This window comes from Methanomassiliicoccales archaeon (assembly GCA_035527755.1).
In the GTDB taxonomy this organism is placed as follows: Archaea; Thermoplasmatota; Thermoplasmata; order Methanomassiliicoccales; family UBA472; genus UBA472.
In genome coordinates, this window is record DATKZX010000013.1 from 24,363 (window position 1) to 49,709 (window position 25,347).

Below are 25,347 nucleotides of genomic sequence, written 5' to 3' on the forward strand. Positions count from 1 at the left end.
TTTTATGGTCCAACCTAGCGGGGACCGGGAACGGGACATTGGGCTGGAGGTCTTTTTTACTGACACTGCCGGTAGCGGCGGAAAGCTGAAGACCGTGGCCGAAGATTTCGTTGTGGACGAGGTGTCGAAGTACCCTCCGGCCAAGCCTGACGGGCGCCATTGCGTGGCCAAGGTCACCGCCACCAATTGGGAGACCAACCGATTGGTCAGGCATCTGTCGAAAGCATTGGGCGTCTCCCGCAACCTCATCGGCTTCGCCGGTACCAAGGACAAGCGGGCGGTCACCTCTCAACTGATGTCCTTCGAGGCGCCGGTGGAGCAGGTCATGGCCCTTCATCTCTCCCAGGTGATCATCGAAGACGCCTACATGGCCAAAAGGGGAATGAGCATCGGTGACCTGGTGGGCAACCGATTCTCCATCCGAGTACGTGATTGTCAGATCAGCGGCGAGGAACTGCGTACCTCACTGGAGGGCACTGAAACGACCTTGCGGGAATTGGGCGGGTTCCCCAACTTCTTCGGTGTGCAGCGCTTCGGCACGATCCGACCGGTGACGCATCTGGTCGGCAAAGCCATTGTCAATGGGGACCTTGAGCAGGCTGTGCTGCTGTATATCGGCAACCCGAGCGATGAGGAGGATGAGCAGTCCCGAACGGCCAGGGAGGCACTGCACCGGGACAGGGACTATGCGGCCGCACTGCGCGATTTCCCTAGGAAGCTCACGTTCGAACGGATGATCATCGGCTTCCTGGACAGGAACCCTGAGGACTTCGCCGGAGCCATCTGCGTCCTGCCGTCGAATCTGCAGATGATGTTCGTTCACGCCTACCAATCATACTTGTTCAACATCATAATGTCCCAGCGGCTCAAGCTTGGGATCCCGCTCAACTCACCGATCGTCGGCGACGTGGTCCTGCCGGCGGATAAGGACGGCAATCCCGACCACGACAAGCAGGTGCCCGTCACCGCTATCAACCTGGACCTGGTGGAGCGGCAGGTGCGGGATAGACGAGCTTTCGTCTCCGGTACGCTCTTCGGCTCCGAATCGGTGCTGGCCGATGGAGAGATGGGTAGAATAGAACGGCAGGTCATCGAAAAGGAGGGGTTGTCCCCCAAAGACTTTTTGGTACCTGCCATACCCCACTGCTCCTCCAGGGGCTCCCGGCGGGAACTGATATGCGAGTACCGGGACCTTAAGCTGGATATCGCACATGACGAATATCTTGCCTCGTTCATCCTGGGCAAAGGCTGCTATGCCACCGTCCTTTTACGAGAGTTCATGAAGTCGGAAATGGGCGACTACTGATCACAGTCGGCTCCAGTCCCTCTCTTCCGGTTCCGATGGTTCTGGGGATCCCACACCCGTTTCCTCTGGTGCATTCCTTCTTGGCGCGTTATCACCTAAGGTGAAATTGCAGCGCGGACACTTTCCAGAGTCCTCGCATTCCTTGCACAGCATGCTGGAGCAGTTGGGGCAGACGGAAACGGCCAAGGCTCCGTGGAACAGGCAACGCCTACCCTCGACCTCATCCTTCTTCTCTGCCTTCTTCTTCCCCGACTTTGGAGGATAGAACGTATCGTAAAGCTCTCTCTCCTCTGAACCGAACAGCCGTACCCCTTCCCGGTCCTGCTGGTCCGGCGGGCGGGGGCGTTCGTCGGGCAGGAACACCGCGTCGACCTTCTCGGGCCTCTTTCTCTTCGGGCGTTCCACGAAAAGATCATCGGTGCTCCTATGAGCTTGCGGAGCCCTCTGCCCTTTAGACCGTGATGCTGGTACTGGCCTCTCCCCGGCCTTCAAGGAATTGGTGATGGCGATGATGTTCCGTGCCTTGTACACCCCGATGTTCAACCCCTCCATGAGGGAGAACAGATTGCGGCGTTCCTCGGGCATGTTCAGCGCGGTGCGCAGCAACTGCTCGGTCTCCTCGTCCGGCATGACATAGGTGAAGTCGATGTCGTTGACGCCCTCGATATAACCGAGTACCCTCTTGGCCCGGGCGATGTTCCTATCAGGCAATGACGAATAGACGTCGGCCAGGGTCATTCCCCCTTGGCCGCTGCGGGAGCTGCGATAGTAGGTCAATAACGCAGTTCGAGATTGCATCTCCAGGGAGCTGAACTCCTCCTCGGATAGCTGCGATGGGTCGACGTATTCCCGCTGTTCGATGAAACCGAACACATCGTCAAGCATCTGATAGGGCACGTTGCACTCACGGAAGACCTCCTCCTTGCCCATGCGCCTCCCGTTCCTATACTGGAACTCTAGGACCTTACCGGCCATCTCCGACACTTGGTTCTCGCGCTGCTTTCCGTCGGCCATGCGCAGCCCTTCCGTGGCGGACGTCATGTTCGGACTGAGCTCCAGGGCCTTCTCGAAAGCACGTTTAGCTTGATCGTGTCGCCCTATCCGCAGCAGAACGAACCCTTTCCCGTTCCAGGCGGCCGGGTCCTTGGGGTCCAGGCCGATGGCGTTGTCATAGCTGCTCAACACATCTTCGTCCCTTTTTAGCCGTTCGGCCATGTCCGCCCGCTCCATCCATCCCCGGCGATTGTGGGGATCTATGGCCAGGGCCTGTTCCAAGAGACGTATGCCATTATCGGTGTTACCGAGCTTGTCCTCTAGCATGGCCATGCTCTCAAGTACAGTGGCCTCCGACGGGTCCAAGACTAACGCCTTTTCGTAGGAGTCCATGGCATCGTCGTTCCGTCCCATCTCCTCCAGCACTCTGCCCCTGAGCTTGTAGACACCGAACTCCTCGGTACCGAGGTCCACGGCCCGGTTGAAGCAGAGCAGGGCGTTCTCCATCTCCCCCAAACGATAGAGGGCGTTACCCTTGTACTTCCAGGTCTGAGCGTCAGAACGGTCGAAGGCCAGTGCCTTATCGAAAGCCGCTATCGCGTCCTCAATGCGGTTGAGCGAGGCCAGCGCCCTCCCGCGATCGCTCTGGTAGTGCGCGGTGTTCGGGTCTAAGGTAACACATTGGTCGAACGCGTCCAGCGCTAGTTCGTAGTTGCGCATCATGAGCAGGGCGCGGCCTTTGCTGGCAAGAGATTCCACGTCCTTTTGGTCCAATCTGAACGAGGTGTCGAAGGCCTCGGATGCCTCGCCGTACTTGCCCATGGACATGAGCACCCGCCCCTTACCCTTGTAAAGGAACGCGTCCGTCTCATCCAGGAATATCGCCGCGGAGAAGGTGGAGAGCGCCTCCTCCAACCTGCCCAACTTCTCTATGGCCCCAGCCTTATCGATGAGGGCCGACTTGTTGCGGGGGTCGATCCCCAATATATCGTCACAGACCTTCAGGATATCTTCTGGTTCTCCCTTGGCCACCACGGCGGATCGCTTCAACTGCAAGACCTGAATGTCCCCTGGCTCCACATCCAACGCCCGGTCGTAGGAGCGCACCGCATCCTGGTAGTGGTTCAATCTGGAGTATGCCAGACCGCGATCCACCCAGGCGATCTTGTTCTTGGGATCCACTTTTACGATCTTGTCGCACACCTTTATGATATCCTCATTGCGACCCAGTAGTTTCAGGCTGTTCTTCTTGGACACCAGCACCTCGATGTCCTTGGGCCCCATTTCCAGAGCCTTGTCGAACGATATGACCGCCTCTTCGTTGCGACCCAGCTTAGCCAGGACCTGCCCCCGGCGTGCGTGTACGAAGCGCCCTTCCTTGTCCAGTATCGCTGCTTGATCGTAACACCCCAATGCCTCCTCGAACCGTTCCAGCCATTCAAGGGCTATGCCCTTGCTGATCCAGACGTTCTTATCGGTCACATCCAGGGTGATGGCCTGATCGTAGCAGACCACCGCTTCCTCGAAGCGGTGCAGGCTTTCCAGACATAATCCCTTCTGGTAGATCAGTTTCTTATCCTGAGGGGATAGCGCTATGGCCTTGTCATAGGCCTTCACCGCCTCCTCGAACCGCTTCAAGGTGAAAAGGGAGTCCCCTTGGATGCGCCAGAACACCAATTGTTCCGGGTTGTGGATACTGCCAGACACCGCCCGGGCCAAAGCCTCTTCGAAGCGGCCTAGGGAGAAGAGCCCTACGGATATGCCCTTGGAAGCGTCCACATCGTTGTGGTCCAGGGAAAGCACCTGTCCATAGAGGCCGACGGCATCCTCTTTCTTGCCCAATCGGTCCAGGGCTACCGCCTTATCGAAAAGGGCGACCTTGTCGTTCGGTGTGATGCGCAGCAACCGGTCGCACACCTCGGACACGTCCTTGTCCTTACCCGCTTGCTTGTAGCATTCCTTCAGGGTCCCCAGCAATGCCGGGTCGTCCGGTACGTTCCTCAACCCCCGTTCCAAGGTCTTTATGGCCTCGCTCACCCTACCGAGCGCCAGCTGTGATTCGCCCAGGTCCCTTAACGCCTGCACGTGGTCCGGTTTTACGGCCAACTGTTCCTCGCTCAAGACCATGACCTCCGGGAAGCGCTTCTGCTTTACCAGAATGGTGCGGCGACGGTCCATCAGTTCCAGGTCCTTGGGGAATGACCCCTGCGCCTTGGTCAGTACCTCCAGGGCATCGGGCTCGGCGCCCATCTTCATCAACATCTCAGCCACGAAGAGCGGGGCGGCCGGATCATTGGGTATCCCGTGCATGAGCTCCTCGGCGGCGGCGTCAAATCCGGGACGGTCGTTCATGGTCGCTAGGACAGTGCAGCGACCATATAGCGCCTGTACATTCCCCGGTATGACCTCTCTCAACCGATCGTAGGACAGCAGGCTTTCCTCGTACCTTCCCATCTCGTTCAGAAGAGAGGCCACTTCCATCCATCCCAACGAATTCTCAGGGTCGGTGCGCAGAGCCCGCTTGTAGTGGTCCAGGGAGTTTGACATGTTCCCGTCGACCCTCGCCTGTCTGGCCACCTTCATGTTGGCCAGAGGATTGTCCTTTTCCCTGTCCAGTACTTCCTCCAATAGGTCCTGGGCCTCCTCGTTGCGTCCCAATTTTTCCAGGGACTCGACCTTGATCATCATGAGGGTGGTGTTCCTAGGAGCCAGAACCAGAGCCGATTCCAGCTCCGTCAGGGCGGCCTCGGGATTATCCTTGTGAAGCATAGCCGATGCCTTCCTCCCCTTCCAAAGGGGTATTTCATCGGTCCTCTGCAAAATAAGGTCGTAAGTACTTTCGTCCAGAGGGTCGGCCTCCAGAGCCTTTAGCAATGCCTGGAACGATTCGGTGGGACGGTTCATGGCATCGAACACCTCTGCCCGGACAACGTGTGCCGTTCGGTCATTGGGTTGAAGGGACACGAAATCGTCCAGTATCTTGAGGGCGCCCTCATTATCCCCTTGTTTTCGGTATAAAGCAGCATACAACAGAACGCTGCTGCGGTCATCGGGAGCAGAACGTACCAGTCGTTCCATGACCTCCCTGGCCGGTACTGGGAGACCGCTGCGCATATAGGCATCCGACAAACGGGCCACGGCATCCCTGTAGATATCCGGACGGGCGCTGGTCTTGCGGTCCATCCCCTCCAGGATAATCCTTGCCTTCACTAGCTCGGCCTTTCCCCGGTCGATCTCATTGGATTGAATATACCGGTCCGCGGCGTCCATTGATCGCGAGGCCTTCTTGACGGTCCTCATCTCCCCGTCCATCAAGCTGTCGAATAAACCCATATGTCCCACCTATACCGACTTCAATGGGGCCCTGACAATTAATATCTTTGTCGGCGCCCCTAGACCATGATTGTCATACGTTTATTTCATAATTGTCTGACCGATGATCAATAAACAATAATGATGCCACCATAGTAAGCTACACCCACACTGGCATCTAAACATATATGCCCATAATAAATTATATATATCATAGGACACTATAACTTAATTTGTCCGACTAATGTCGGACGGATGGGATGCGAAATGAGGCGAAATGAGAGCTCGCTTTGGGAACAGCAAAACGATGATCATGCCGTTGAATGGATGAAGACCCATACGATCCAAGACCTCAAGCTGATGGCTTTTCAAATGGACCAACAGGGAGAGGATTCGTTGGATATATGGGGCCTCATAAATGATCTGAGAGTCATGAGCAACTAGGTTCATACGTTCCTGGAACAAGTTCTGGTGGAAAGAAGGACCCCCCTTAGCCTTTCCACTAGCCTCTAATTTTTATTTTTTCTCTGGCTATTCTTGCCAGCGTTCTTCACTTTATGAAAGGCTTAAAATACAAAATCTCCATTATGAGCGCACCGCGCAGGTGTAATCTAGCGGTTAGGATTTTAGCCTTCCAAGCTAAACACTCGGGTTCGAATCCCGACACCTGCACTCCATCTCCTATCCAGAGAATTATTTTCTGGATTCAATCAAAAGGGTAATTACAAAAACCCTTTTCTTTTTTATTTTTTCAATTGACCGGAGGGATCATCTTGTGCGATGATTCCCCGTCTTCGCTCGTTCCGTATAATGGAAAAAGTGGGCTGGATGATGAAAAACCTAGAAAAGAGTATGATTTTTCTGATGGTTGTCAAAATTCTTATTCTTTTGAATTAGAGTGCCACGAATGTGGAACGAAGATAGATTTAACTGTGGGCTGTGGAAAAAGGTTTCCACAACAATGTCCCATCTGTTCTAAAAAATGGAAACGAAAGACTTTTAAGAAATATTATCGAGCAATAACACAATTTAAGGATCCTAAATTTTTAACGCTTACCCTTCGATATGATAAGACAAAAATAGAGTTCGTGGCTAAAGACAGGGATATCTGGAGCATGAGGAAAGAATTGTTCAGAGTGCTCAGAGAACAGTATCATAAACCCATCAAGGGATGGGTTGCTACTGTTGAATATCCTAATCATATCCATTTGGTGATCGATTCCCCCTACATCGACCAGGATTTGATTTCTAGGACATGGCAAACTATTACCGGGGATTCTTTCAAGGTAGATATTCGCCAGGTTAAAAAATATGAATTCAGGAAGATGGCGTCCTACTTGACAAAATATATTAGTAAGGCTACTTGTTGGGATGATGTTGATCTGGATCAGTTAAAAGGTTTTCACATCAAAGGACAATGGGGTTTAAACCCTGGTGTCCCTCCCCCAAACCTATGCCATTATGGCCAAGTGCATAAGGTTGAGCATGAAACAAGTTATTCCAGTCATGCTAATGCTGATCGTCTGAGACTGTTTTTAAAGGATAGTTTGCCCCCACTTGGATGAGTAATAGAACCCATCTATCCGGGCATCATTTATTCGAGAATTTTATTAATTTTACTTACTGTAATATTTTTGGATTTCATTATGAAATTGATTAAATCTTCTTTTTCATCACCATCGAATAAAGGAGAGTAATTCATGTCCAGTTCGGAAATTATTTTTTTTAATTTGGGTTTTGATAATGTTTTTAATTTTTCCTTTTTTGTAAGTGGTTTTTCATCACCTGTTTTTGTCTTTGTAGCTGTATCAATGTTTTCTTTACTTTCTTTAATGCCAAAATGTTTTTTCTTATATCTCTCAATAGACATTGTGCCCATACCACGGTTGCAGGGGCCACAAATAGGCCTTAGGTTGTCGATGTGATCATTTCCGCCTTTTGATACTGCCTTGTTATGTCCAATTTGAAAATCGGTTATGTGAATAGTTCTGATTTGGCAACAATAGCACTTTCCTTCAGCTTTGTTTCCGATGTATTTGAACCAGACTGCATCTCTAGTGTTTTTATCGATCTTTCTCCGTTTCGGTTTTTCTTCATCTAACCAACCGAACACTAAATCACCATGGAAAGTGTATTTTTATAATGAATAAATAAAGATATTTAGAAATTTACTGATATTGAAAATAATCATTTGAAGGAAAAATTAGATGTTATCGAAATGATATTTTGAACAGTTCTCGATGGGTCTTTAAAAAGATTGGTGCAGAGGCCTATCTTCTCGGGCGTGCGTCAGCACGACCGCCAACGGCGCAGAGCGCCGGTTTTCAATAAAACAGTACTGAATGATAAAATTACATTTCTTTGACATATTTTAGAATACCAATCAGTAAACAAACTCCACCAGCAAGAAGAGTAAGATGTGCTGGAATAACTAAGAATAGATAGGGTTGACCCATAACTGGAATATGATAAGATCCAACATAAGTTATTACAGTAGAAAAAGCAAATAAATATGTTATATAGCCGATTGCAATCAAAATAAATCCATAAACAATAAATCGAATTCCATCTTCACATTTCGGTTTTCTTTTAAATTCGGATTCTAATAAAAGATCATTATCTCTCAATTAAACCATCCATAAATGATTTACATCATTCAGCTTATAAGTTGCCCATCTTTTTTAAAAATAATTATACAAAATATCAATAATATATTATTGTACAAAAATATTAATAATCATATATGTTATTATATAATATACAATTATTAAAAACAATCATATGACCTGATTTGTTGGTCTATTTATGGTATACCAGATATGTGTTTAAAATATACAATTATATTACATATTTATAGAAACATTTATTAACAATTAGGCCAATTATTTCATGCACTTAAGTGCTTAAAAACTGTAATAATACTGACACGCTGCCCACGATCTAACTCTGTTCTGTTTGTGATAATTGTTGTGATAAAATGTTAGATCGAACGATCAGGAGAGCAGCAGGTCAATGTCTTTCCCTAAGAATGACCCGGTTAAAATCGGAAATTCATCATCATTCAATGGGAATGCTGCACCAAAGATAATTACTCCAGAGCCTAATTCTCCTTCTGAGGGTTCGAATGCCAAGCGCAAAGCTGGCAAAAGTAAATCCTCTGTGGTCAAACGCAAGCCAGGAAAGAAAAGGAAGGGGAGAAGTATGGGCAGATACCCCTTTCTAACCTGGAAGAGCAAGTATCTTGAGACGATGGGGAGTAATTATACGGAGGCTACTAGAAAGGAGCATGATCGGAGATATCGAAGGATGCACAGGGATATGACAATGCTGGTTGAGAAGGGAAAAATGACTACCACCAATCCTGAGAAGATGACAGCGGAGGATATTCTAACTTTCATGGGATACCTTAAATCGAAAAAGGTCAAAGAAAGTGAAAGATGCCATGATCTGTCAGCTTTGAAAAATCTATTTGCCTTTGTCGGTAGTCTAGCCGTGGAACAGTTTAAAATTAAGTATAAAACAATGGTTCCACAAAGAAGACAGGGACGATATCCCCCGATGCAGGATACCGACTTTGAGGTCTTATTAAAGGCCTCTGAGACGGTCGATAATGACAATTGGAGGCTATTGCAGGCCTATGCCATTGTCATTCTTTCCATCTGTGCAGGTCTGAGAAATAAGGAGCTCCGCCTCAGCGATGTCTATGATCTTGACGCTAATGAATGGATATTCCATGCTAGGAGGGTCAAGGGAGAAGACACATATGGCCAGGCCAGAGATATTCCGATAAGGCCTGAGGCTCGTAGATTACTCATAAGATACTTGAGATTGAGAAAGCGATTAGTTGCCGAAAAAAGACCGGATAACTTGGCTCTCTTTCCAGCATTGGGAGACAAGAGGGATGGGTATTATGTTGGCAACAGTCTGCAAAAATTGAAGACCTTAGTGGAACAGGACACCGGAATCAAGTTCGATCTGAGGATGTGCCGTAGGACATTTGGACAATTGGCACTCGATGAAGGGATGAGCATTGAATCTGTGTCTGGTTTCTTGGGTCATAGTAATACAAAGACCACAGAGAACAACTATTGCCGGAGAAAACAGGATTTGGCAATAAAGGAAGCTAAGAGATTATGGAACGATCAACATGATTCTAGCTCCTTGCCGATTGTAAAAACCCCTCTGATTGAATCTAAATATGAGGTGACTGGATATGTTTGAGAGTGAAGACCGACACCTGCACCATTTTCCCTTTTATGCCATATCCCTTCACCGACCATTTTTCTATTCATAAAAAATTTCCTGTGGTGACGAACATGAGCGATTTATGTTATCCCGCCCATGCAGGCGAAACGGTGAGCTTTCAGAAATGAATGATCTATGATAAGACATACATGATCCACGGCCAGCTGCATAACTGATCTGAGGATCGTCCGTAAGATCGGAAGTTCATTGGAGCTGTGCAAGAACTATCTGAAAAAAATGTAAGGCGGGGGAGACGGGGCCTGTTGTCCCCCTCCGCCTTGGGATGGTCGTCATAGTCAGGGGCACGAAGCCCGTATTTTATGGTAGTTCTTGCTGATATTAAAGGCAAGAAGGGGAGAGGTGAGTGAAAATAGAATGGGGGCAATAAAAGACTGGCCCACCTTCAATATCAGTGAAAATGTTTACTCACTTTCGCTTGTGCCGCACCTTGACCGCTTCACCCCGGCGCATATCCATCATCTCCCGGCCGCCCATGGTAGCTACGCCTACGCCGACGACCTTCTCGTTGCGCATGATAGCCACTTCTTCGCCAGCCCTGATGGATTCATCGGCGTCCGCGACACCGACGGCGAAAAGACTTCCCTTCAGTTCAAAGTCTCCCATGACCACCTTGGGCATTACCGGCAATATCGATTCCGCGCCTTCGATGGTCAGGGAGATCATTCCCCGCTCCGGGTTAAGCATGCCCCTCTGCTCCTTTCGATGCATGATCTTCATGAAGGGATAGTTGCCCAGGATGTGAGCGTCCTCCAGCAGTGCTTCGCCCCCGGGCCCGAACTGGAAACCGGATACGGAGGACATGGCCGCCCAGCGGTCCATCGACGGATCGATGCGATCGTAAGTTCCGCAGAGCGCCACCAATGTCTCCTTGAGCTTACCCAAGGAAGCGTTGGATGTGGGGGAGCCGTCCGAGGTGATGGTCCCATCCAGCACCTCCTGGATGATGGGACCCTCGTCTCCCAGATGGATGATGACGTGATCGTAGCCCTGCTTGGCCACGGACAGTGTCATGTCCTGTACCATGGCCTGCTCCTCCCGGTCCCAGTGACCGGTGACGGGTATGTCGTACTGCGCTGCCGGATAGAACAGTTCCAGTTCTCGGGGGACCGCCCCTAGTGGTGAGGTGATGATCATCTCTTGGACCACTGCTCCGTTGGGGACCTCCCACAGCACCTGACGGAAGAGCCTATGGCTCTTCGACGTGTAGTAGGGCTTCTTGGCCGAGCAGGGGATGAGCAGCAATATCTTACGGTGGTCGGGACGATGGAAACGTGTTTTGACCATCTCCCTGAAACGTTTGACGTCCGGTCGGACCAGGGATTGCTTGGCGTTGCAGTAGAAACGTGGACCGACCACCCCGAAGTCCGTCTCTTGATAGGCGTAATGATCGTCATCGCAAATACGCAGTGCGGCCACGTTCCAAGGGGTGGCCTGGGAACGTAGCTCTGCCAGTTCCCTCATCCTGCCCATGGATATCATATGCTTGATCAGACCGATCTCGTTCATCATCTGTTGTCGGTTGAACTGCTTCAGGTCGGTCTTCCCGTCCATAAGCCAGGAGGCCTTGTCCGCCGATATCGCTCCTTCCGGCAGGGATAACTGCCCCAATGCCGCCCGGTGATCGATCAATGCGCTGTCCACGAGGTCCACGCCAAGATAGATCAGTATGGCCAGGTTGGTGGTATCGGCCATGCCGGGAGCGTATATCAGCTTGGAACGTCCCACTTCGCTCCTAAAGGACACTAAGGCGTTCACGAACGTTCGGGCGTCCCGACGCAGTTCAAAGGCGTTCTTCAAGACGGCGATCTCGGTCGATTCCGGCTCCGGTGACAAACAGCTTTCTTGAAGGAGGTTCCTGGCCCTCAGCGATGGAACCATCCCATCGCTCCATATCTTTAGGACCTCGCGGTCGCCCATTTTCAGTTCTGGACCTTCCTCGCCCATGCGGACGCTCAGCCCTTGTTCTCCACCCACCATGAAGACACCAGGTGTCTCTACCGAGCTGTCCTCTAAAGACCATAGGCAACGGCGAGCAGTTCCGGACCGGGCCAGCAGTTCCAACATAAAACGGTGATTACTCTATCTATTAAAAAGGATGGTGAAAGGGGTTTCAGAAGGTCGTCACCAAATCGTGCTCGGCGATCACCTGACGGGCCTTTTCCCAATCGATGACCTCCACGCCCTCGATCAAAGGTACGTCGCCGACCACTTTCAGAAGGTCCTCGCCAACCACGTATATCTTGGCCTCGAAGTCCAGAAGGTCGGTTATGGCTTCAGCGTTGGATGGCATCTTCACTGCCTCCGGTCTCTGAGCCTTGACGGCGTTAAGCGTGCCTTCCCCCACCAGCAGTACGTCGGATACCGGGACCAGCCCCGAGACCAGCATTCCCAATCCTGCCCGCAGACCGGCGAAGGCCTCCTCGAACCCATACGGAGGTTTGGTGACCAATATCAATATGCTCTCTGCCATCTCATCACCTCGCTATGGTCACCATGCGATCGCTCTCCGCAACAAACCTGGACAGGTCGTTGGTGAGGCTTCCGATCTTGGTGCCCTCGATCTCTTCTCCACGAGCGATGCCACGAGCCTTGCAACAGGTCTCGCAGACCACCACCTCAAGCCCTTTCTCCAGCAGCTCCTTGGTCTCGTTGCCCACGTTGGGAAAGCGCTTGGGGTCCTGACCGTTCTTGATAAGCGTCACGGCCTCTCCATAGCCGAAGATGCGCACCCCGTACCCTTTGTCCAAAGCGGCCCGTGCCAATTTGACCATGACGTTCGCGTCCATGTTCATCATGGTGCCGGTCCTTACTTGGATCGTCAGTGTCTTCATTTCCTCACCTCACACCGTTATGGTCTGTTCGAACCTCTCCATGATGAGGTCGACCGCTTCGGAATAGTCGATGATCTTGAACTCAGGCATTGCCAGAGGTAGACCCCTTGCTTCCCAGTCGTCCTTTATGACATAGACATCCTTGACGACCGATCCCAGCTCCTTGCCTTTCTTGGCATTTGCGGCGAACAGCACCGCGTCCTCGAAAAGCAAGGCGGCGCTGGGGGCGCCCTCGCCCATCGATCTCACCAGGTCGTAGCTGGTGAACTCGTGGGGAGATTTTAGCAATATGAACAATTTGGACCTCATGTCATCACCTTCAGCCGAGGAACAGCTGCATGTCCGAGTCCGCTCCGATGTCCAGGAAGGCTGCGGCACCCAATATGGTAACGCCGTCGATCAGATCTTCCTTTTTAATGCCCATCAGCTCCATGGAAGTGTTGCAGGCGTACAGGTGAATGCCCAGGTCCTTGGCCATCGTTAACTGTTCTTGGAAGGCCTCTATCCCCATGCCCTTCATCTTTTTGATCATCATTCCGGTGAAAAAGCGGAACATTCCTGGCATTTTTGGATTGGACCCCTTCTTCAATAGTCTCAGGCCGAAGAAGGTGAAGAATATGTGGGTATCCAACCCCATGCTGGCCGCAGTATTGCCCATCATCATGGACATCATGGCCTTGTCGAAGGTGCCTTCGGACACCACCATCGCGAACTTCTTTGTCTCTACCATTACCATCACCTACTGTCGATATGATTTGATTCACGTCTCTTTATTGTATCTTTTTAATGTAGAAGTAGAACACGTTCCCCTCATCCCTCTGATCTACGATCTCGTTCCCGGTCCTCTTGCACCATGCGGGAACGTCCTCTTTGGAGCCAACGTCATCAGCGATGAGCTCCAGCACGGCACCGACCGGCATCTCCTTCATTTTCTTGGCCAATTTCACGATCGGCATAGGGCACATCAAGCCCTTGGCATCAAGTGTATCGTTCTTTTCCATTGAACCCACTCCAACGGTTTTGCACGGTTGTGCAACAATTATATATAACTGTAGGTTTATAAGCTTTTCTAACTAAAGGAGCGTGGTCTCTTGTTACCAGAATCGATCAAAGATATCAACAGCTGTCAGGATCTGGTACAGTGCGTCTTCAACCTCAACGGGTTCGAGGTGGAAGTGTACGAGAAGCTATTTGAGATAGGACCGGTGAACGCCAACGAACTGGCCGATGTAATTGGAAAGGACCGCTCCACTGTCTATCGAGCATTGCAGAAGATGCTGTCCTGCGGAATGGTGTTCAGGGAGACCCGGAGCATCCCTCGTGGCGGTTATTTCCACGTATACCGGGCCATCGGAAAGAACGATCTGCGTCTGAAGTTGGAAGGATGCGTGGATAATTGGTATGGAAAGATGAAGCTCGCTTTGGACCAGCTCAGCGGTAATGATTCAGCATAGGCCGGATCAAAGGGTCGCCTTCATATCGATCTGTATTTATTGGTCCAAGGTTTATAATATAAATAATTATATATTATATCAATAATATTAATATTATCATCTGAAATTATGAGATGGGTGATTATCCCAAGAGTCAAATACGGTCTCGAAGATTCAACATTGAGAGCATGAGCTTCACAGGAATGGACATCGTGTCGATCCGCGATCTTACCCATGAACAGATCGAAGAGGTCTTGGAACGGTCCGAGAAGATGATCCCCTACGCCAGGGGAGAGATGAGGTCCAAAGCCCTGGACGGGAAGATATTGGCCACCCTTTTCTTCGAGCCATCCACCCGCACTCGAATGTCTTTCGAGAGCGCCATGATGCGCCTGGGAGGAAGGATAACCGACCTGGGCGTTCCCTCCATGAGCTCCATATCCAAGGGCGAATCCCTGGCGGATACCATCCGCATGGTGGAGGTCTATTCGGACATCATCGTCATCAGACATCCCCGTGAGGGAGCGGCAAGGTTGGCGGCCCGTTTCTCTTCCAGACCGGTCATCAACGCGGGGGACGGCGCCGGGCAGCACCCTACTCAGACATTGCTTGACCTTTTCACAATAAAACGGATAAAAAAGGACTTTAAAAAGCTCAAGGTGGTCATGGTGGGTGACCTGAAGTACGGACGGACCGCTCACTCCCTGGCCGAAGCGTTGAGCTCCTTCGGCGTGGAGCTTACCTTCGTAGCTCCGGCCACCCTGCAAATGCCCAAGGAGACGGTCAAGCAGGTGGAGAAGATGGGCTGCAAGCCCAAGCTGACCAACCACCTGGAGGAGACCATCGCCGATGCCGATGTCCTCTATGTCACCCGGATACAGAAGGAAAGGTTCCCGGACCTGGCCGAATATCAGAAAGTGGCCGGAATGTACCGGGTGGACCGCAAGCTGCTGCGGGAGGCCAAGAGCGACCTCATCGTCATGCACCCCCTGCCCAGGGTGGACGAGATCGATCATGAGGTGGATGAAACGCCCCATGCCAAGTACTTCGAACAGGCTTTCAATGGAGTGCCGGTGAGGATGGCGCTCCTCAACCTGGTCCTCGGAGGTGAACTATGATGAAGGAGTTCAAGGTGACGCCGATACGAAACGGCACGGTCATCGATCATATCGAATGCGGCATGGCGTTGAAAGTGCTGCGCATCATCGGCATGACCGAAGGCAAGGTGCAGTCCCCGGTCAGCGTGCTCATGCATGTGCCTTCGAAGAAGGAGGGATGGAAGGACGTGGTCAAGGTGGAGGATCGCGAACTTGATCCGAGAGAGGTGGACAAGATCGCCTTGATAGCACCTAAGGCCACCATCAACATCATCCGGGATTTCAACGTCGCCGAGAAGCACAACGTAGTGATGCCCGAACGAGTCGTCGGCAAGGCTCGCTGCAGCAACCCCAACTGCATAACCAATCAGAACGAACCTATTGAACCTGAGTTCGTCGTAGAGGGGAAGAACCAGCCAGTGCTTCGCTGTGTCTATTGCGACCGGAATGTGGACGATATAGCCGAGAACTTGCTCTGAACGGGCCGAGCCCGCCGGACATCTTCCCCGATTTTTTCTTAATGTTGATTCGAGCGACCTATCTTGAAGAAGTCCACCTTTGATATAACCGTTCAACGTTTGATGGGGTGAAGTTCATGGGCGTATTCATACTGACTGGCATGCCCGGTGCGGGCAAAGAGGAACTTGTGTCCGTCGCCAAAGGGCTGGGGTTCGAGATCAGAAGGATGGGCGATGTGGTCAGGGCCGAGGCGTTACAGCACGGCATCTCACCTCAAGACCAAGGTGTGGGGAAGTTCGCTCACAGGGAACGCGAGCTCCATGGATACGACATATGGGCCAAGAGGATTGTTCCCTTGGTGGGCGACGGTGATACGATCATCGACGGCTGCCGCGGGATGTCCGAGGTCAAGATATTCAGAGATGCGTTCGGAGAGCTTGTCAGGATCATCGCCATCCATAGCGCCCCTTCCACTCGCTACCCACGCCTGGTCAATAGAGGAAGGTCCGACGCGCCCAAGGACCTCAAGGAGTTCGAGGAGAGGGACCAGCGGGAATTGGGTTGGGGATTGGGAGAGACCATCGCCTTGGCGGATATCGTACTGGTGAACGAAGGCGATATCGATTCTTTCAAAAAGGAGGCGGCCAAGTTGCTCAAGGAGATCAAGGGATGAAGTTCAAGGTGGAGAGGATCTGCCGTACCGATTCCATGTCTGCGATACCTATGGAGAGGATAAGGTTCGACCTTAAGGCCTCAGTGGAGACCATAGAGCAGGCAGGACATGCTGTGGAATCTCAGGAACTTTACCTTGCCATCAAGATGGAAGGACTGGACGTGACCATCTACCCCAGCGGTAGAATGCTCATCCACCCTCTTAACGACAAGCCTAAGGCCAAGGAGCTGGCGCAGCGGGTTTTCTCCTTTTTGATCGAGGAAACCGATTGACCGACGCTCGGACCGTATCGTTATCAAAATAAGCAGCAATCCGGGGGAAACGCCTTCCCAGACTGAAATGGGTCCATCCAGACCTAGCAAATTATTTATCTGGAGAAATGAATATCAAACGATACGGGGTGGGCATGAGACGATTAGCGGTAGCCGTGCTGTTATTTTTGTTCCTTATCAGTACGACGCTTCCCGGCACCGCTACACCAGCGTATGGTAGTGCAGCAACCCTCGATTACGAGAACCCAGGAATCGATGATGGAACATCGCTTTTTGATGAGTTCTCTCAAACTTTCGTCATTAGCGGTGAACCGTTGGACCAAGTGGTCGCTGATTTTAACGGGGATCTTCGCAACGATATTGCGATAATATATGTCAACTCACCAGTTGTTGACATTTTCTTTTGTAATCCACAAAATAGCTTTTCCTATACGAATCGTACGAGCGTCAGTTTATCCCCCTACTTTGTAACGGACATAGCGGTGGGAGACATGAACCACGACGACCTGAACGATCTTGTGGTGACCTTGAACACCACCAGCAATAATGTGGTCATCCTAAACCAATCGAGTGGTTTCATCGTTTCGAACGAAAACAAATATAATACAATCCTAAGGCCACACGGAGTACTCCTGGAAGACCTAGACAATGATACCTTTTTAGATATCGTGACCCTTTTTTCCAGAGATTCCGCCCCTTTTGATTCTGGAATAAGGATTCATTTCCATTCTGATGATTATGGCCTGGGTGGAGTAGAGATTGATCTTGATAACGTCCTCTATAACATGGACCTGCCCCGTTACTTCACGCTAGGTAACTTCAATGGGGATGATCTGGTCGATATGATCGTGGGAGACCAAACTACGGGAACGGTGGTCGGTTTTGTAAACGGTAATTCCAACGGTCTGATCTGGACCGCCACGACCTCCATCCCTCTGAACAATCCAACCGCTATCATGCTGGAACAACTCGTAAGTGGCGGGTTGAAGGATCTAGTAATTGCTGAAAAAGGAACCTCCATGCTTAAGTTCTGGCGTTACTCGAACAGCACCAGTTCGTTCGAAATGTACACGAATAAGGGGGACCAGTCCATGATATCATCGTTGGCTGCCATCGATATCAACGGTGATGGAAGGATAGATGTGACGAGTTCATCGACCCTTTACCACAACATCACCGTATTCAACACTCCGATCTCAGGTTCATACAGCTATTCCAATGCCATCACCTTCCCCACACCCTTGAACCCAATAAGCGTGAAGACGGCGGATATGAACTCGGATGACTTGAGCGACCTGGTGGTCATTTCCCGGCCCTCGACCGGATATGGAACCGTTTCCATCTATTATCAGAACCTGGATACCGCATCCAACGCCAATGATAATCAGTTCGTGTCAGGGATATCCGCGGACCTCTCGACGATGGGAGACTTCAACGGAAATGGAAATGCGATCGCGACCTATAACCAGTCCTTATCCATCATCAGATTCATTCGTGAAGGCAGCCCCAATCTGGCTCAACGATACGTTGGATTGAACCTATCGGCCATTTTGTCGACGGACCTGAACGATGATGGTTATGACGATCTGATCATGGCCGCTTTCGACACAAAGGATGTCATTGTAATGTTCGGCGCTCCGACCTTCCTAAGCGGAGGAGGGACGACCCTCAATTTGACATCTACCTTTTCTCAGACGTTATCCCTTACCAGCGGTGACCTTAATGATGATTCACTGACGGACCTGGTCGTGGGTGGGAATGGAGGAGTGAACATTTTTAATAACTCTGGAACGAGTGCTCCGTTCTCTGATTCTCAACGCTTTACGCTCGCTTTACCAGGCTCCTCGGTTTCATCGATCGCCACCGGACAATTAGCATGGGACAACGACCACATGACTGATATCGCCCTGGTCAATTCCAGCGCATCTCGTATCGAGATATACTATCAACAAGGGGGTTCGACCAGATTCATCGCCAGTGCTCACCAGTACATGAATATCATGGCAAATATCAGAGGGCTCGCGGTCGCCGATCTTAATTCAGATGGCCTCGACGATCTTCTGACCTCCACATCTACTATGATGCATTTGTATATGCAGAACCCCTCATACGAAAATGGGTTTGATCAGAGCCAACCAATAAGGACCGTAGCTATTCCGGAGGGGTCACAATATTTCAAGCTCGGAGACCTGGACGATGATGGCCATTGTGAGTTTGCTGTGATAACTAGGAATTCTACCCTAATTGCATACGAATATTCAGGCTCCGGTTTTTCCATTTTGACCCGACAGACCGTTGGCGCCTCCCCCGTATTGCTCATGATCGGAGACGTGGATGGGGATATCAAGGACGATCTGATCGCGTATTCCGTCCTTTCCCACACCATATCATTCTTTTACCAGAACAATTTCGCGCCGACCGCGTTCTGGACAGTAGAAGCGGGTGAACACTTTGAGGGGGTTGCCGTCACATTCGATGGTTCATCGAGCTTTGATTCAGTGTCTGACCAGGCCTTGCTGACGTACGCATGGAACTTTGGCAATGGCCAATATCGTTCAGGGGGCTTGAACCCCTATTACAATTATTCCTACCCGGATAATGGGACGTTCACTGTCACTCTCGTAGTGACGGACCAAAGCGGTCTGAATCACACGTACTCGGACCAGATCATCATAGAAGATGTTGGTCCAAAGGCTGCCCTTTCATACTTTGGAACGACGCTGATGGAGGGTCAGCCGGTCCAGTTCAACGACCTTAGCACCTCCTATCCGGACACAATAACCTCCTGGCATTGGGATTTCGGAGATGGTCAGATCTCTTCGATTCAGAATCCACAGAACACCTATGCTGGAAACGGAACTTACGATGTCGAACTGACCGTGACCGACGATGATGGTAGCATGGATAGCGCCACCATCAGCGTTACGATTAATGATTCAGCACCAATCTCGCTCTTCCAGATCGATACCTCATCGCCTCTGGAAAAACAGATGGTATATTTCTCCGACCACAGCACCTTCACCGATGACATCACCTCTTGGTTCTGGACCTTCGGCGATGGAGGGAGCAGCGCCCTGAAGGACCCGACCCATGTATATGAGAACAACAGGACCGAACCATACCTGGTGACATTATTAGTCACAGATTCCGATGGTAGCACACATTCCAGCAGCAGGACCCTGATTGTCGGGGATACGAGTCCGAGCGTGACCGGCCTGTTCACCAGCGATGGCAAGAGTACCTACAATGAATGGGACGAGGTCCGTTTCATAGTGAACGCCACGGCCACGCAGGATGTCATCGTACGTTATCAGTGGGACTTCCAGACCAATGGCCTCCAGATGGACAATACCACCTTCAACACCGTGGCCCACCGCTATACCGTATCTGGCTCTTACCTGGTCACCGTTAAGGTGTGGGACGCTGACAGCTATTCCGAGATATCCTTCACCCTATTGATCAATGACCCAGCACCATCAGCCGATTTCACTTTCGCGCCCACCCAGAACGCCGGAGAGGTATCATTCTCTGCCGCTCTGAGCTCGGACACCGAGAACGACCAACCCATACTCCAATACCGCTGGAACTTCGAGGGGACCTGGACCTCCTGGAATACTTCGTATGAGATCACGCACACCTTCCTGAACGATGGCCAGTACCCGGTCAAACTGGAGGTCAGGGACGACCATAACACTCCGGTCTCCAAGACCAGGAACGTGACCATCGACCTGTTGCCACCGGTCATAACAATCTCCAACCCGGTGCTGAAAGGCGAGGTGGGTAAACCAATAATCATTCATGTCAATGTCACGGACGTGGTCGGCGTCGAGTCTGTCACGCTGGAATATACCATCGACAATGTCACCTGGACTGTGGCCATGACCCTGGAAGACTCGGGCTCTTACTTCGGACAGATCCCGGCACAGAACCGTTCCAAAGAGATATCCTACCGTATCATCGCTGAGGACCTGGCCGAGCACGTAGCTACCACCGACCCCTTCGTCATCTCCGTGGAATACGAAGACTCCAGCCTGTTCATGCTCACCTCCGCCCTGTCTTTGATATGCCTCCTGGCCCTGCTGACATACCTGTTCCTGTCTCGGCCGATAGTCGACGAGGTCTTCGTAATGTACCACGACGGAACGCTTTTGGCTCACCAGACCCGACGGCTGAAGCCCGGTATGGACGACGAGATCCTCGGCGGCATGCTCATAGCCCTGCAGAACTTCGTTCGCGATTCCTTCAAGGACGAAAGCTCCACGGTGCTCAGCCGAATGGACTTTGGTGAAAAGAAATTATTAGTGGAAAGAAAGGACGATTTCTTCCTGGCAGTGATGCTCAGCGGCAAGAGGGCCGGTTCAGCACCTCAGCGTATGCAGAAAGTCCTGGATAACATAGATGATAATTACGCCGGCGTCCTCCGAGAATGGGATGGCGACCTGGAGAAGGTGCGCGGTATAAGGGATGACACCAAGCCAATTTTCCAGCGGGGCAATCCCCTGGACCGTTTTAAGCGGAAGGACGGGGATACGGATTCCTTTTAATATCTGCGAATTTTTGGGTGGGACGGAATGATAACGCTAGAACAGGCGGCGATCGTGCTCGCCCTGTGCGCGACGCTCTCCCTCCTCTCATGGAAACTGGAGCTCCTGACACTGGACGGTAGCTTGGCCTCCTTCATCATAGGAATGGTCCTAGGGCTCTTCGGTGGGATAGGTTGGCTGCTGCTTCTGATCGTGTTCGCATTAACTGGCTTTGTGGTCACAAGATACAAGATGGAGTTGAAGATAAGGAAAGGGGTGCAGGAGGGCCATAAGGGCGAGCGCTCCTACCGCAACGTGGTGGCCAACAGTGCTGTGCTGGTCCTCGTCGCTGTGCTGACCTTCCTGGCCGGGTGGGAAGGAGAGGTGCCAGCCCTGATCTTCATGAGCGCGATATGCGTCGCCGCGGCGGATACGACGGCCAGCGAGCTGGGCGTTCTCTCCGACAGGGTGTATATGATCACCACCTTCAAGCGGGTCCCCCCAGGAGTGGACGGGGGGGTCTCCCTGTACGGCACGTCGTGGGCCATTATGGCGAGCGCCTTTGCCGCTTTGATCGGATGGGTGGTCATATTAGGAACTGTGCCACAACCGCTGGTGCTGATCCCCATCGCCATGGGAGTTTTGGGCTGTTTCATTGATAGTGTGATCGGCGCGACATTGGAAACAATGGGCTGGATCAGCAAGTTGTGGAACAACGTGACCTCCATGGCATTGGGGGCGGCGATTGCCCTGTTGCTGCTCCTCTGAACAAACAGTTTTAATTGCCAGCACCCCTATGTAATAGGGGTTGTCGAGTTGGTAGGAAAGGAGGAGTTCGGGGCCTTTCTGATAATTCAGGAAGAGGTCAATGTGGTATCGACCTTCTTGCATCGTTTGGTCGAAGAGGGGCTCGACACGGTCCTGGTATCTCCTCAAGACGTTGACATCACTTCGGACGCCGACATCACCATTCTGGAACCTGATCGCGAAAACCGGGCCATCAGAACCGATGGCCTGGTGTTCCTGCTGCGACACTTGACCAGTCATCTGAGAAGGGGCGAGGGAAAGGCCGTGGTCATCTTCGGCTTTCAGGAATTCAAGCAAGGCAACGACTTCTATGATCTTACCAATTTCATCGGTCGTCTATACGAGGAGGCTTGCGTCAATCGAGGGATCGTGCTGATATTTACCGATCCTAGGAGTTTCACGCAACAAGAGCTGGCGTTCCTAGAAAGAGAGACCATAGTGCTGGAGAGTCCAGAACAGCTGTTCGCCTCTACCGGTTCAGAAACAGTTAAATAGATAGTTCAGATTCCTGGGATTCAAGGATGGTTTGACGGCCATCGCGGCGGGGATACGCCTGGTCTCGTCTGATCCCAGAAGCTAAGCCCGCCCGCGTTCTCCGTTGTACTGTGGTGCGCGAGCCCACGGGAAGCCTGGAACGCTGTCAGCCATCCTTACTTCATTATTCATGTTTTATAATTGATGGGGATTCCCATCGAACGCTATTAGAAAAAAGAAAGTCTTTAACAGGGGGTTGCCCCCCTGTTTAGGGTTTTATTCTAACGATAGATAGTTGACCGCGCGGATTACTGGCCAACCTCCATAATTGGCTCGTTCTCCTCGTGGTTCGCTTCCGACCCTTCGTTGAAGTCTGCGGCATCCTGGTTCGGGACCTCGTCCTGTATGGTGTCGATTCCGAACCTAATGATGCATACCTGAGTTTCGAGATCGCGGTTCAGGTAATAGCTGCAGGACATGTAGTCGCAGTCATCACCCTGATCGCACTCGTGGTCGCAACCATCGCATTCCGAGTCCGTAGGCATGGTGAAGCAGGCGGAATCCTTATCACAGACCCATAGGTCCTGTTCGACCGGGCCCCATTGACCGAAGGCGATGGCGGTGTTGCATATCGTGTGCGAGCATCCCCCACAGTCGTCACAGCAGCGATCGCAATCATCGCAGCCGCATCCGTCTTCGTGGCCGTAACAGTTGCAATCATGGCAGAAGTCGCCCGGTATCTCGTAGGTATAGGTGAATGCCCAACATTCGCCTATATCCAGTATGCCGTCGAGATCACCATAATCGCAGAGGCGGAACCATTGGTTTAACAGCGTGTCGTATACCGCCACGTTGTACAGTGCAATACCGCCGCAGTTGACCACGTTGATGGTGTAGGTCAGGAGACCCATGGGCATTCCAGCGCAGAACTCGCCCTCGTTGTAGGAGGCCAGTATCCCGGCCAGGTGCGTAGCGATATTCCTGTCGCAATCCTGTGGGTCACTGCCTACGGGATGGGCTGCCAGGAACTCCTCGGCGTCGGTTATGAACTCAACATATCCGTCCGGGGCGCCCCACATCAGATCGTTCAGCTTGGCTGCTATATACTGGTGGGCCAGGATCAGCGTGGCATCGCCTTTCACCGGGGTGTTGAACACCTCCATGTAGGTAAGGCCATCAGGATAGACGGAGAGGTCCACCCACGGGAATAGGTCGCCTGGGAGTATTCCCAGTCCTACCCAATCACATGGATGGTTCTTCCAGTATCCTTGGGTGTGAGACATGAACTCATAGAGCTCAGCGCTCATGTCCTTGTCCACACAGATGCAGGGGTTAGCGAAGAAGTTCAGGAAGTTGATATCGCTAACCAGCTGACCGGACCGCTCTAGGGACACTTGGATCTCCGGCGGACTTGTGGCCAGCCATCCTTCCTGCATGCCCTCTATCACGGTATAGTCGCCGATCCTCAGGCCACAGAAGGCATAGTGGCCATCCGCGTCAGTAAGGGTCCAGGCGATCATATCGCCGTCCTTCCACAGCTGGATCTCCCAGCCCTCGATGCCTTCCTCGGTGCACATGTCCCAGACACCGTTCATGTTGGCGTCATTGAACTTGTACCCGCATATGCATCCGTACCGGACGTTCAGGAAGGTCACGTCGGCCCTCGGTCCGTCCAGTACAACTACCTGCGGATTGTCGGTGGTGGTGTACCAGCAACATGTCAGCATCTCCCTTACGGTGTACTCGCCGACCCTGAGCTCGAAGCATACCTTGCCCTCCTCATCGGTGACCCCGCGGGCCACCTCCTGACCATCGTGGCAAACGACTATGGTAACGCCTGGAACTGCTGGCTCACCCTCCTGCCAAACGCCATCCCCGTTCAGATCCTCGTACTTGTATACGCATATCCAACCGTTCTGGGCGTTGAAGAAGTTGACGTTGCCTCGTCCTCCGGACTCGTCAATCACTACGACATCTTGGGTAGGCCCGGTGGCGTACCAGCCCTCTTGCATCACTTCGACCACGGTGTATTCACCGAACTCGAGGTGGCAGAAGCAGTACATACCATTGCGGTCGGTGTGCGTCATCGCCCACAGCATACCGTCCTTCCACAGCTGGATCTCCCAACCAGGAACGGCGGTTTCCGTGCACGGATCGAACATACCGTTCAGGTTCTCATCGTAGTACTTGTACCCGCAGATCATGCCGAATCGGACGTTGCCGAAGCTTACCATCTGATCGCGGTCCTGAGCGCTGAGAGTTACCCAGACCATACTATCGGTCGAGTTGTACCAGCAGCAGTCCATATGGCTTGCTGCCAGGTTCTCGCGGACGATATAGTCACCGAAGCGCAGCAGCTCGAAGCAAACGAATCCGCCTTCATTAGTAACATCTGAACGGATCAGTTCGCAGTTCTGCCATACCTCGATGGTCACTCCGGCCACTCCAGGCTCGCCCTCTTGCCATTCGCCATCGCCGTTCAGGTCCTCATACTTGAAGACACAGATCTTGCCATAGCGGATGTTCAGGAAGTATTCACTTACCCTTTCGCCGGACTCGTCTATGACCACTTGTTTGAGCGTGGGACCCTCGGTGTACCATTCGTTGGTTAGGGTCTCCTCGACATAGTAGGTGCCTAGGACCAGGTCGGTGAAGCAGACCAATCCGTACTCATCGGTGACTCCAGAGGCCATCTCCATCATTTGGTCATCGTATAGGGTGATGGTTATTCCCGGTACTATCACGTCACCGTCGTCCAGCATACCGTTGCCGTTGATATCCTCGTACTTCATCACGCAGATCTGTCCCTTCTCGATGTTCAGGAAGGTGACGTCCACGTGTTCACCGGATTGGCCGATGGTGACCTCGAACTCGGTCGGAGCCACGCTGTACCAGCCAGTA

General features: G+C 51.8%; 21 protein-coding genes, 1 tRNA gene and 1 rRNA gene. 13 read left to right on the forward strand and 10 right to left on the reverse strand.

The features are described from left to right. Positions 1-4 precede the first annotated feature (4 nt). Entirely contained in the window at positions 5-1,306 is a 1,302-nt protein-coding gene (gene truD / locus VMW85_05275) for a tRNA pseudouridine(13) synthase TruD (GenBank protein ID HUT27439.1), read from the forward strand. On the opposite strand, the gene VMW85_05280 is transcribed toward truD, so the two are convergent. Further along, on the reverse strand, positions 1,307-5,632 hold the full coding sequence (locus VMW85_05280) for a tetratricopeptide repeat protein (GenBank protein ID HUT27440.1): 4,326 nt from the start codon (positions 5,630-5,632) through the stop codon (positions 1,307-1,309). It abuts the gene before it with no gap. Positions 5,633-6,211: 579 nt separating this feature from the next. Here VMW85_05280 and VMW85_05285 point away from each other — a divergent pair. Further along, a tRNA-Gly gene (locus VMW85_05285) sits at positions 6,212-6,283 on the forward strand. A gap of 101 nt (positions 6,284-6,384) precedes the next feature. After that, the gene (locus tag VMW85_05290; GenBank protein ID HUT27441.1) at positions 6,385-7,176 is read left to right on the forward strand and encodes a hypothetical protein; all 792 of its coding nucleotides are present in this window, start codon (positions 6,385-6,387) and stop codon (positions 7,174-7,176) included. A 29-nt stretch (positions 7,177-7,205) separates the two neighbouring features. On the opposite strand, the gene VMW85_05295 is transcribed toward VMW85_05290, so the two are convergent. Beyond that, complete coding sequence (locus VMW85_05295) at positions 7,206-7,724, reverse strand: HNH endonuclease signature motif containing protein (protein HUT27442.1); 519 nt, start codon at positions 7,722-7,724, stop codon at positions 7,206-7,208. 238 nt (positions 7,725-7,962) lie between these two features. Continuing rightward, positions 7,963-8,238: a hypothetical protein gene (locus VMW85_05300; GenBank protein ID HUT27443.1), complete on the reverse strand. Its 276-nt coding sequence runs from the start codon at positions 8,236-8,238 to the stop codon at positions 7,963-7,965. Between the two features lie 385 nt (positions 8,239-8,623). On the opposite strand from VMW85_05300, the gene VMW85_05305 reads away from it, so the two are divergent. Beyond that, positions 8,624-9,832 carry a site-specific integrase gene (locus tag VMW85_05305; GenBank protein HUT27444.1) on the forward strand — a complete coding sequence of 403 codons (1,209 nt, stop codon included), beginning with the start codon at positions 8,624-8,626 and terminating at the stop codon, positions 9,830-9,832. Positions 9,833-10,282: 450 nt separating this feature from the next. On the opposite strand, the gene VMW85_05310 is transcribed toward VMW85_05305, so the two are convergent. The 6 genes from VMW85_05310 to VMW85_05335 are packed head-to-tail and all read right to left on the reverse strand — an operon-like array spanning position 10,283 to position 13,709. Then, on the reverse strand, positions 10,283-11,941 hold the full coding sequence (locus VMW85_05310; protein HUT27445.1) for a DUF5591 domain-containing protein: 1,659 nt from the start codon (positions 11,939-11,941) through the stop codon (positions 10,283-10,285). A 46-nt stretch (positions 11,942-11,987) separates the two neighbouring features. Beyond that, entirely contained in the window at positions 11,988-12,347 is a 360-nt protein-coding gene (locus VMW85_05315) for a DsrE family protein (GenBank protein ID HUT27446.1), read from the reverse strand. Positions 12,348-12,351: 4 nt separating this feature from the next. Further along, positions 12,352-12,708, reverse strand: coding sequence for a DsrE family protein (locus VMW85_05320; protein HUT27447.1), 357 nt, complete (start codon positions 12,706-12,708; stop codon positions 12,352-12,354). Positions 12,709-12,717: 9 nt separating this feature from the next. Next, positions 12,718-13,017 (reverse strand): sulfurtransferase complex subunit TusB, encoded by a 300-nt coding sequence (gene tusB / locus VMW85_05325; GenBank protein ID HUT27448.1) that lies wholly within the window; start codon positions 13,015-13,017, stop codon positions 12,718-12,720. A gap of 10 nt (positions 13,018-13,027) precedes the next feature. Then, positions 13,028-13,438 (reverse strand): DsrE/DsrF/DrsH-like family protein, encoded by a 411-nt coding sequence (locus VMW85_05330; protein ID HUT27449.1) that lies wholly within the window; start codon positions 13,436-13,438, stop codon positions 13,028-13,030. Between the two features lie 40 nt (positions 13,439-13,478). Further along, the gene (locus VMW85_05335; GenBank protein ID HUT27450.1) at positions 13,479-13,709 is read right to left on the reverse strand and encodes a sulfurtransferase TusA family protein; all 231 of its coding nucleotides are present in this window, start codon (positions 13,707-13,709) and stop codon (positions 13,479-13,481) included. A gap of 90 nt (positions 13,710-13,799) precedes the next feature. On the opposite strand from VMW85_05335, the gene VMW85_05340 reads away from it, so the two are divergent. From VMW85_05340 to rrf, 9 genes are all read left to right on the forward strand, one after another. Further along, positions 13,800-14,162 carry a helix-turn-helix domain-containing protein gene (locus VMW85_05340; protein HUT27451.1) on the forward strand — a complete coding sequence of 121 codons (363 nt, stop codon included), beginning with the start codon at positions 13,800-13,802 and terminating at the stop codon, positions 14,160-14,162. A gap of 167 nt (positions 14,163-14,329) precedes the next feature. Then, positions 14,330-15,259 carry an aspartate carbamoyltransferase gene (gene pyrB, locus VMW85_05345; protein ID HUT27452.1) on the forward strand — a complete coding sequence of 310 codons (930 nt, stop codon included), beginning with the start codon at positions 14,330-14,332 and terminating at the stop codon, positions 15,257-15,259. Next, on the forward strand, positions 15,256-15,717 hold the full coding sequence (gene pyrI / locus VMW85_05350; GenBank protein ID HUT27453.1) for an aspartate carbamoyltransferase regulatory subunit: 462 nt from the start codon (positions 15,256-15,258) through the stop codon (positions 15,715-15,717). Before pyrB ends, pyrI begins: the two co-directional genes overlap by 4 nt. Before the next feature lie 116 nt (positions 15,718-15,833). After that, the gene (locus tag VMW85_05355) at positions 15,834-16,370 is read left to right on the forward strand and encodes an AAA family ATPase (GenBank protein HUT27454.1); all 537 of its coding nucleotides are present in this window, start codon (positions 15,834-15,836) and stop codon (positions 16,368-16,370) included. Further along, positions 16,367-16,642: a hypothetical protein gene (locus VMW85_05360; protein ID HUT27455.1), complete on the forward strand. Its 276-nt coding sequence runs from the start codon at positions 16,367-16,369 to the stop codon at positions 16,640-16,642. Before VMW85_05355 ends, VMW85_05360 begins: the two co-directional genes overlap by 4 nt. Positions 16,643-17,133: 491 nt before the next feature. After that, positions 17,134-21,186 (forward strand): PKD domain-containing protein, encoded by a 4,053-nt coding sequence (locus tag VMW85_05365; GenBank protein ID HUT27456.1) that lies wholly within the window; start codon positions 17,134-17,136, stop codon positions 21,184-21,186. Positions 21,187-21,213: 27 nt separating this feature from the next. After that, the gene (locus VMW85_05370; protein HUT27457.1) at positions 21,214-21,933 is read left to right on the forward strand and encodes a DUF92 domain-containing protein; all 720 of its coding nucleotides are present in this window, start codon (positions 21,214-21,216) and stop codon (positions 21,931-21,933) included. Positions 21,934-21,981: 48 nt separating this feature from the next. Next, positions 21,982-22,467: a DUF835 domain-containing protein gene (locus VMW85_05375; protein ID HUT27458.1), complete on the forward strand. Its 486-nt coding sequence runs from the start codon at positions 21,982-21,984 to the stop codon at positions 22,465-22,467. Between the two features lie 30 nt (positions 22,468-22,497). Further along, positions 22,498-22,618 (forward strand): 5S ribosomal RNA (gene rrf, locus VMW85_05380). A 136-nt stretch (positions 22,619-22,754) separates the two neighbouring features. On the opposite strand, the gene VMW85_05385 is transcribed toward rrf, so the two are convergent. Continuing rightward, positions 22,755-25,347, reverse strand: a 2,593-nt coding sequence (locus VMW85_05385; protein HUT27459.1) for an SdrD B-like domain-containing protein, incomplete at its 5' end; no start/stop codon positions are given.

What these genes read in the sequence shown, in the direction of transcription:
- truD (HUT27439.1), top strand. Translation starts at nt 5, where the DNA reads ATGGTCCAACCTAGCGGGGACCGGGAACGGGACATTGGGCTGGAGGTC.
- VMW85_05280 (HUT27440.1), bottom strand. Translation starts at nt 5,632, where the DNA reads ATGGGTTTATTCGACAGCTTGATGGACGGGGAGATGAGGACCGTCAAG.
- VMW85_05305 (HUT27444.1), top strand. Translation starts at nt 8,624, where the DNA reads ATGTCTTTCCCTAAGAATGACCCGGTTAAAATCGGAAATTCATCATCA.
- VMW85_05310 (HUT27445.1), bottom strand. Translation starts at nt 11,941, where the DNA reads ATGTTGGAACTGCTGGCCCGGTCCGGAACTGCTCGCCGTTGCCTATGG.
- VMW85_05315 (HUT27446.1), bottom strand. Translation starts at nt 12,347, where the DNA reads ATGGCAGAGAGCATATTGATATTGGTCACCAAACCTCCGTATGGGTTC.
- VMW85_05320 (HUT27447.1), bottom strand. Translation starts at nt 12,708, where the DNA reads ATGAAGACACTGACGATCCAAGTAAGGACCGGCACCATGATGAACATG.
- tusB (HUT27448.1), bottom strand. Translation starts at nt 13,017, where the DNA reads ATGAGGTCCAAATTGTTCATATTGCTAAAATCTCCCCACGAGTTCACC.
- VMW85_05330 (HUT27449.1), bottom strand. Translation starts at nt 13,438, where the DNA reads ATGGTAGAGACAAAGAAGTTCGCGATGGTGGTGTCCGAAGGCACCTTC.
- VMW85_05335 (HUT27450.1), bottom strand. Translation starts at nt 13,709, where the DNA reads ATGGAAAAGAACGATACACTTGATGCCAAGGGCTTGATGTGCCCTATG.
- pyrB (HUT27452.1), top strand. Translation starts at nt 14,330, where the DNA reads ATGAGCTTCACAGGAATGGACATCGTGTCGATCCGCGATCTTACCCAT.
- pyrI (HUT27453.1), top strand. Translation starts at nt 15,256, where the DNA reads ATGATGAAGGAGTTCAAGGTGACGCCGATACGAAACGGCACGGTCATC.
- VMW85_05355 (HUT27454.1), top strand. Translation starts at nt 15,834, where the DNA reads ATGGGCGTATTCATACTGACTGGCATGCCCGGTGCGGGCAAAGAGGAA.
- VMW85_05360 (HUT27455.1), top strand. Translation starts at nt 16,367, where the DNA reads ATGAAGTTCAAGGTGGAGAGGATCTGCCGTACCGATTCCATGTCTGCG.
- VMW85_05365 (HUT27456.1), top strand. Translation starts at nt 17,134, where the DNA reads ATGAACCACGACGACCTGAACGATCTTGTGGTGACCTTGAACACCACC.
- VMW85_05370 (HUT27457.1), top strand. Translation starts at nt 21,214, where the DNA reads ATGATAACGCTAGAACAGGCGGCGATCGTGCTCGCCCTGTGCGCGACG.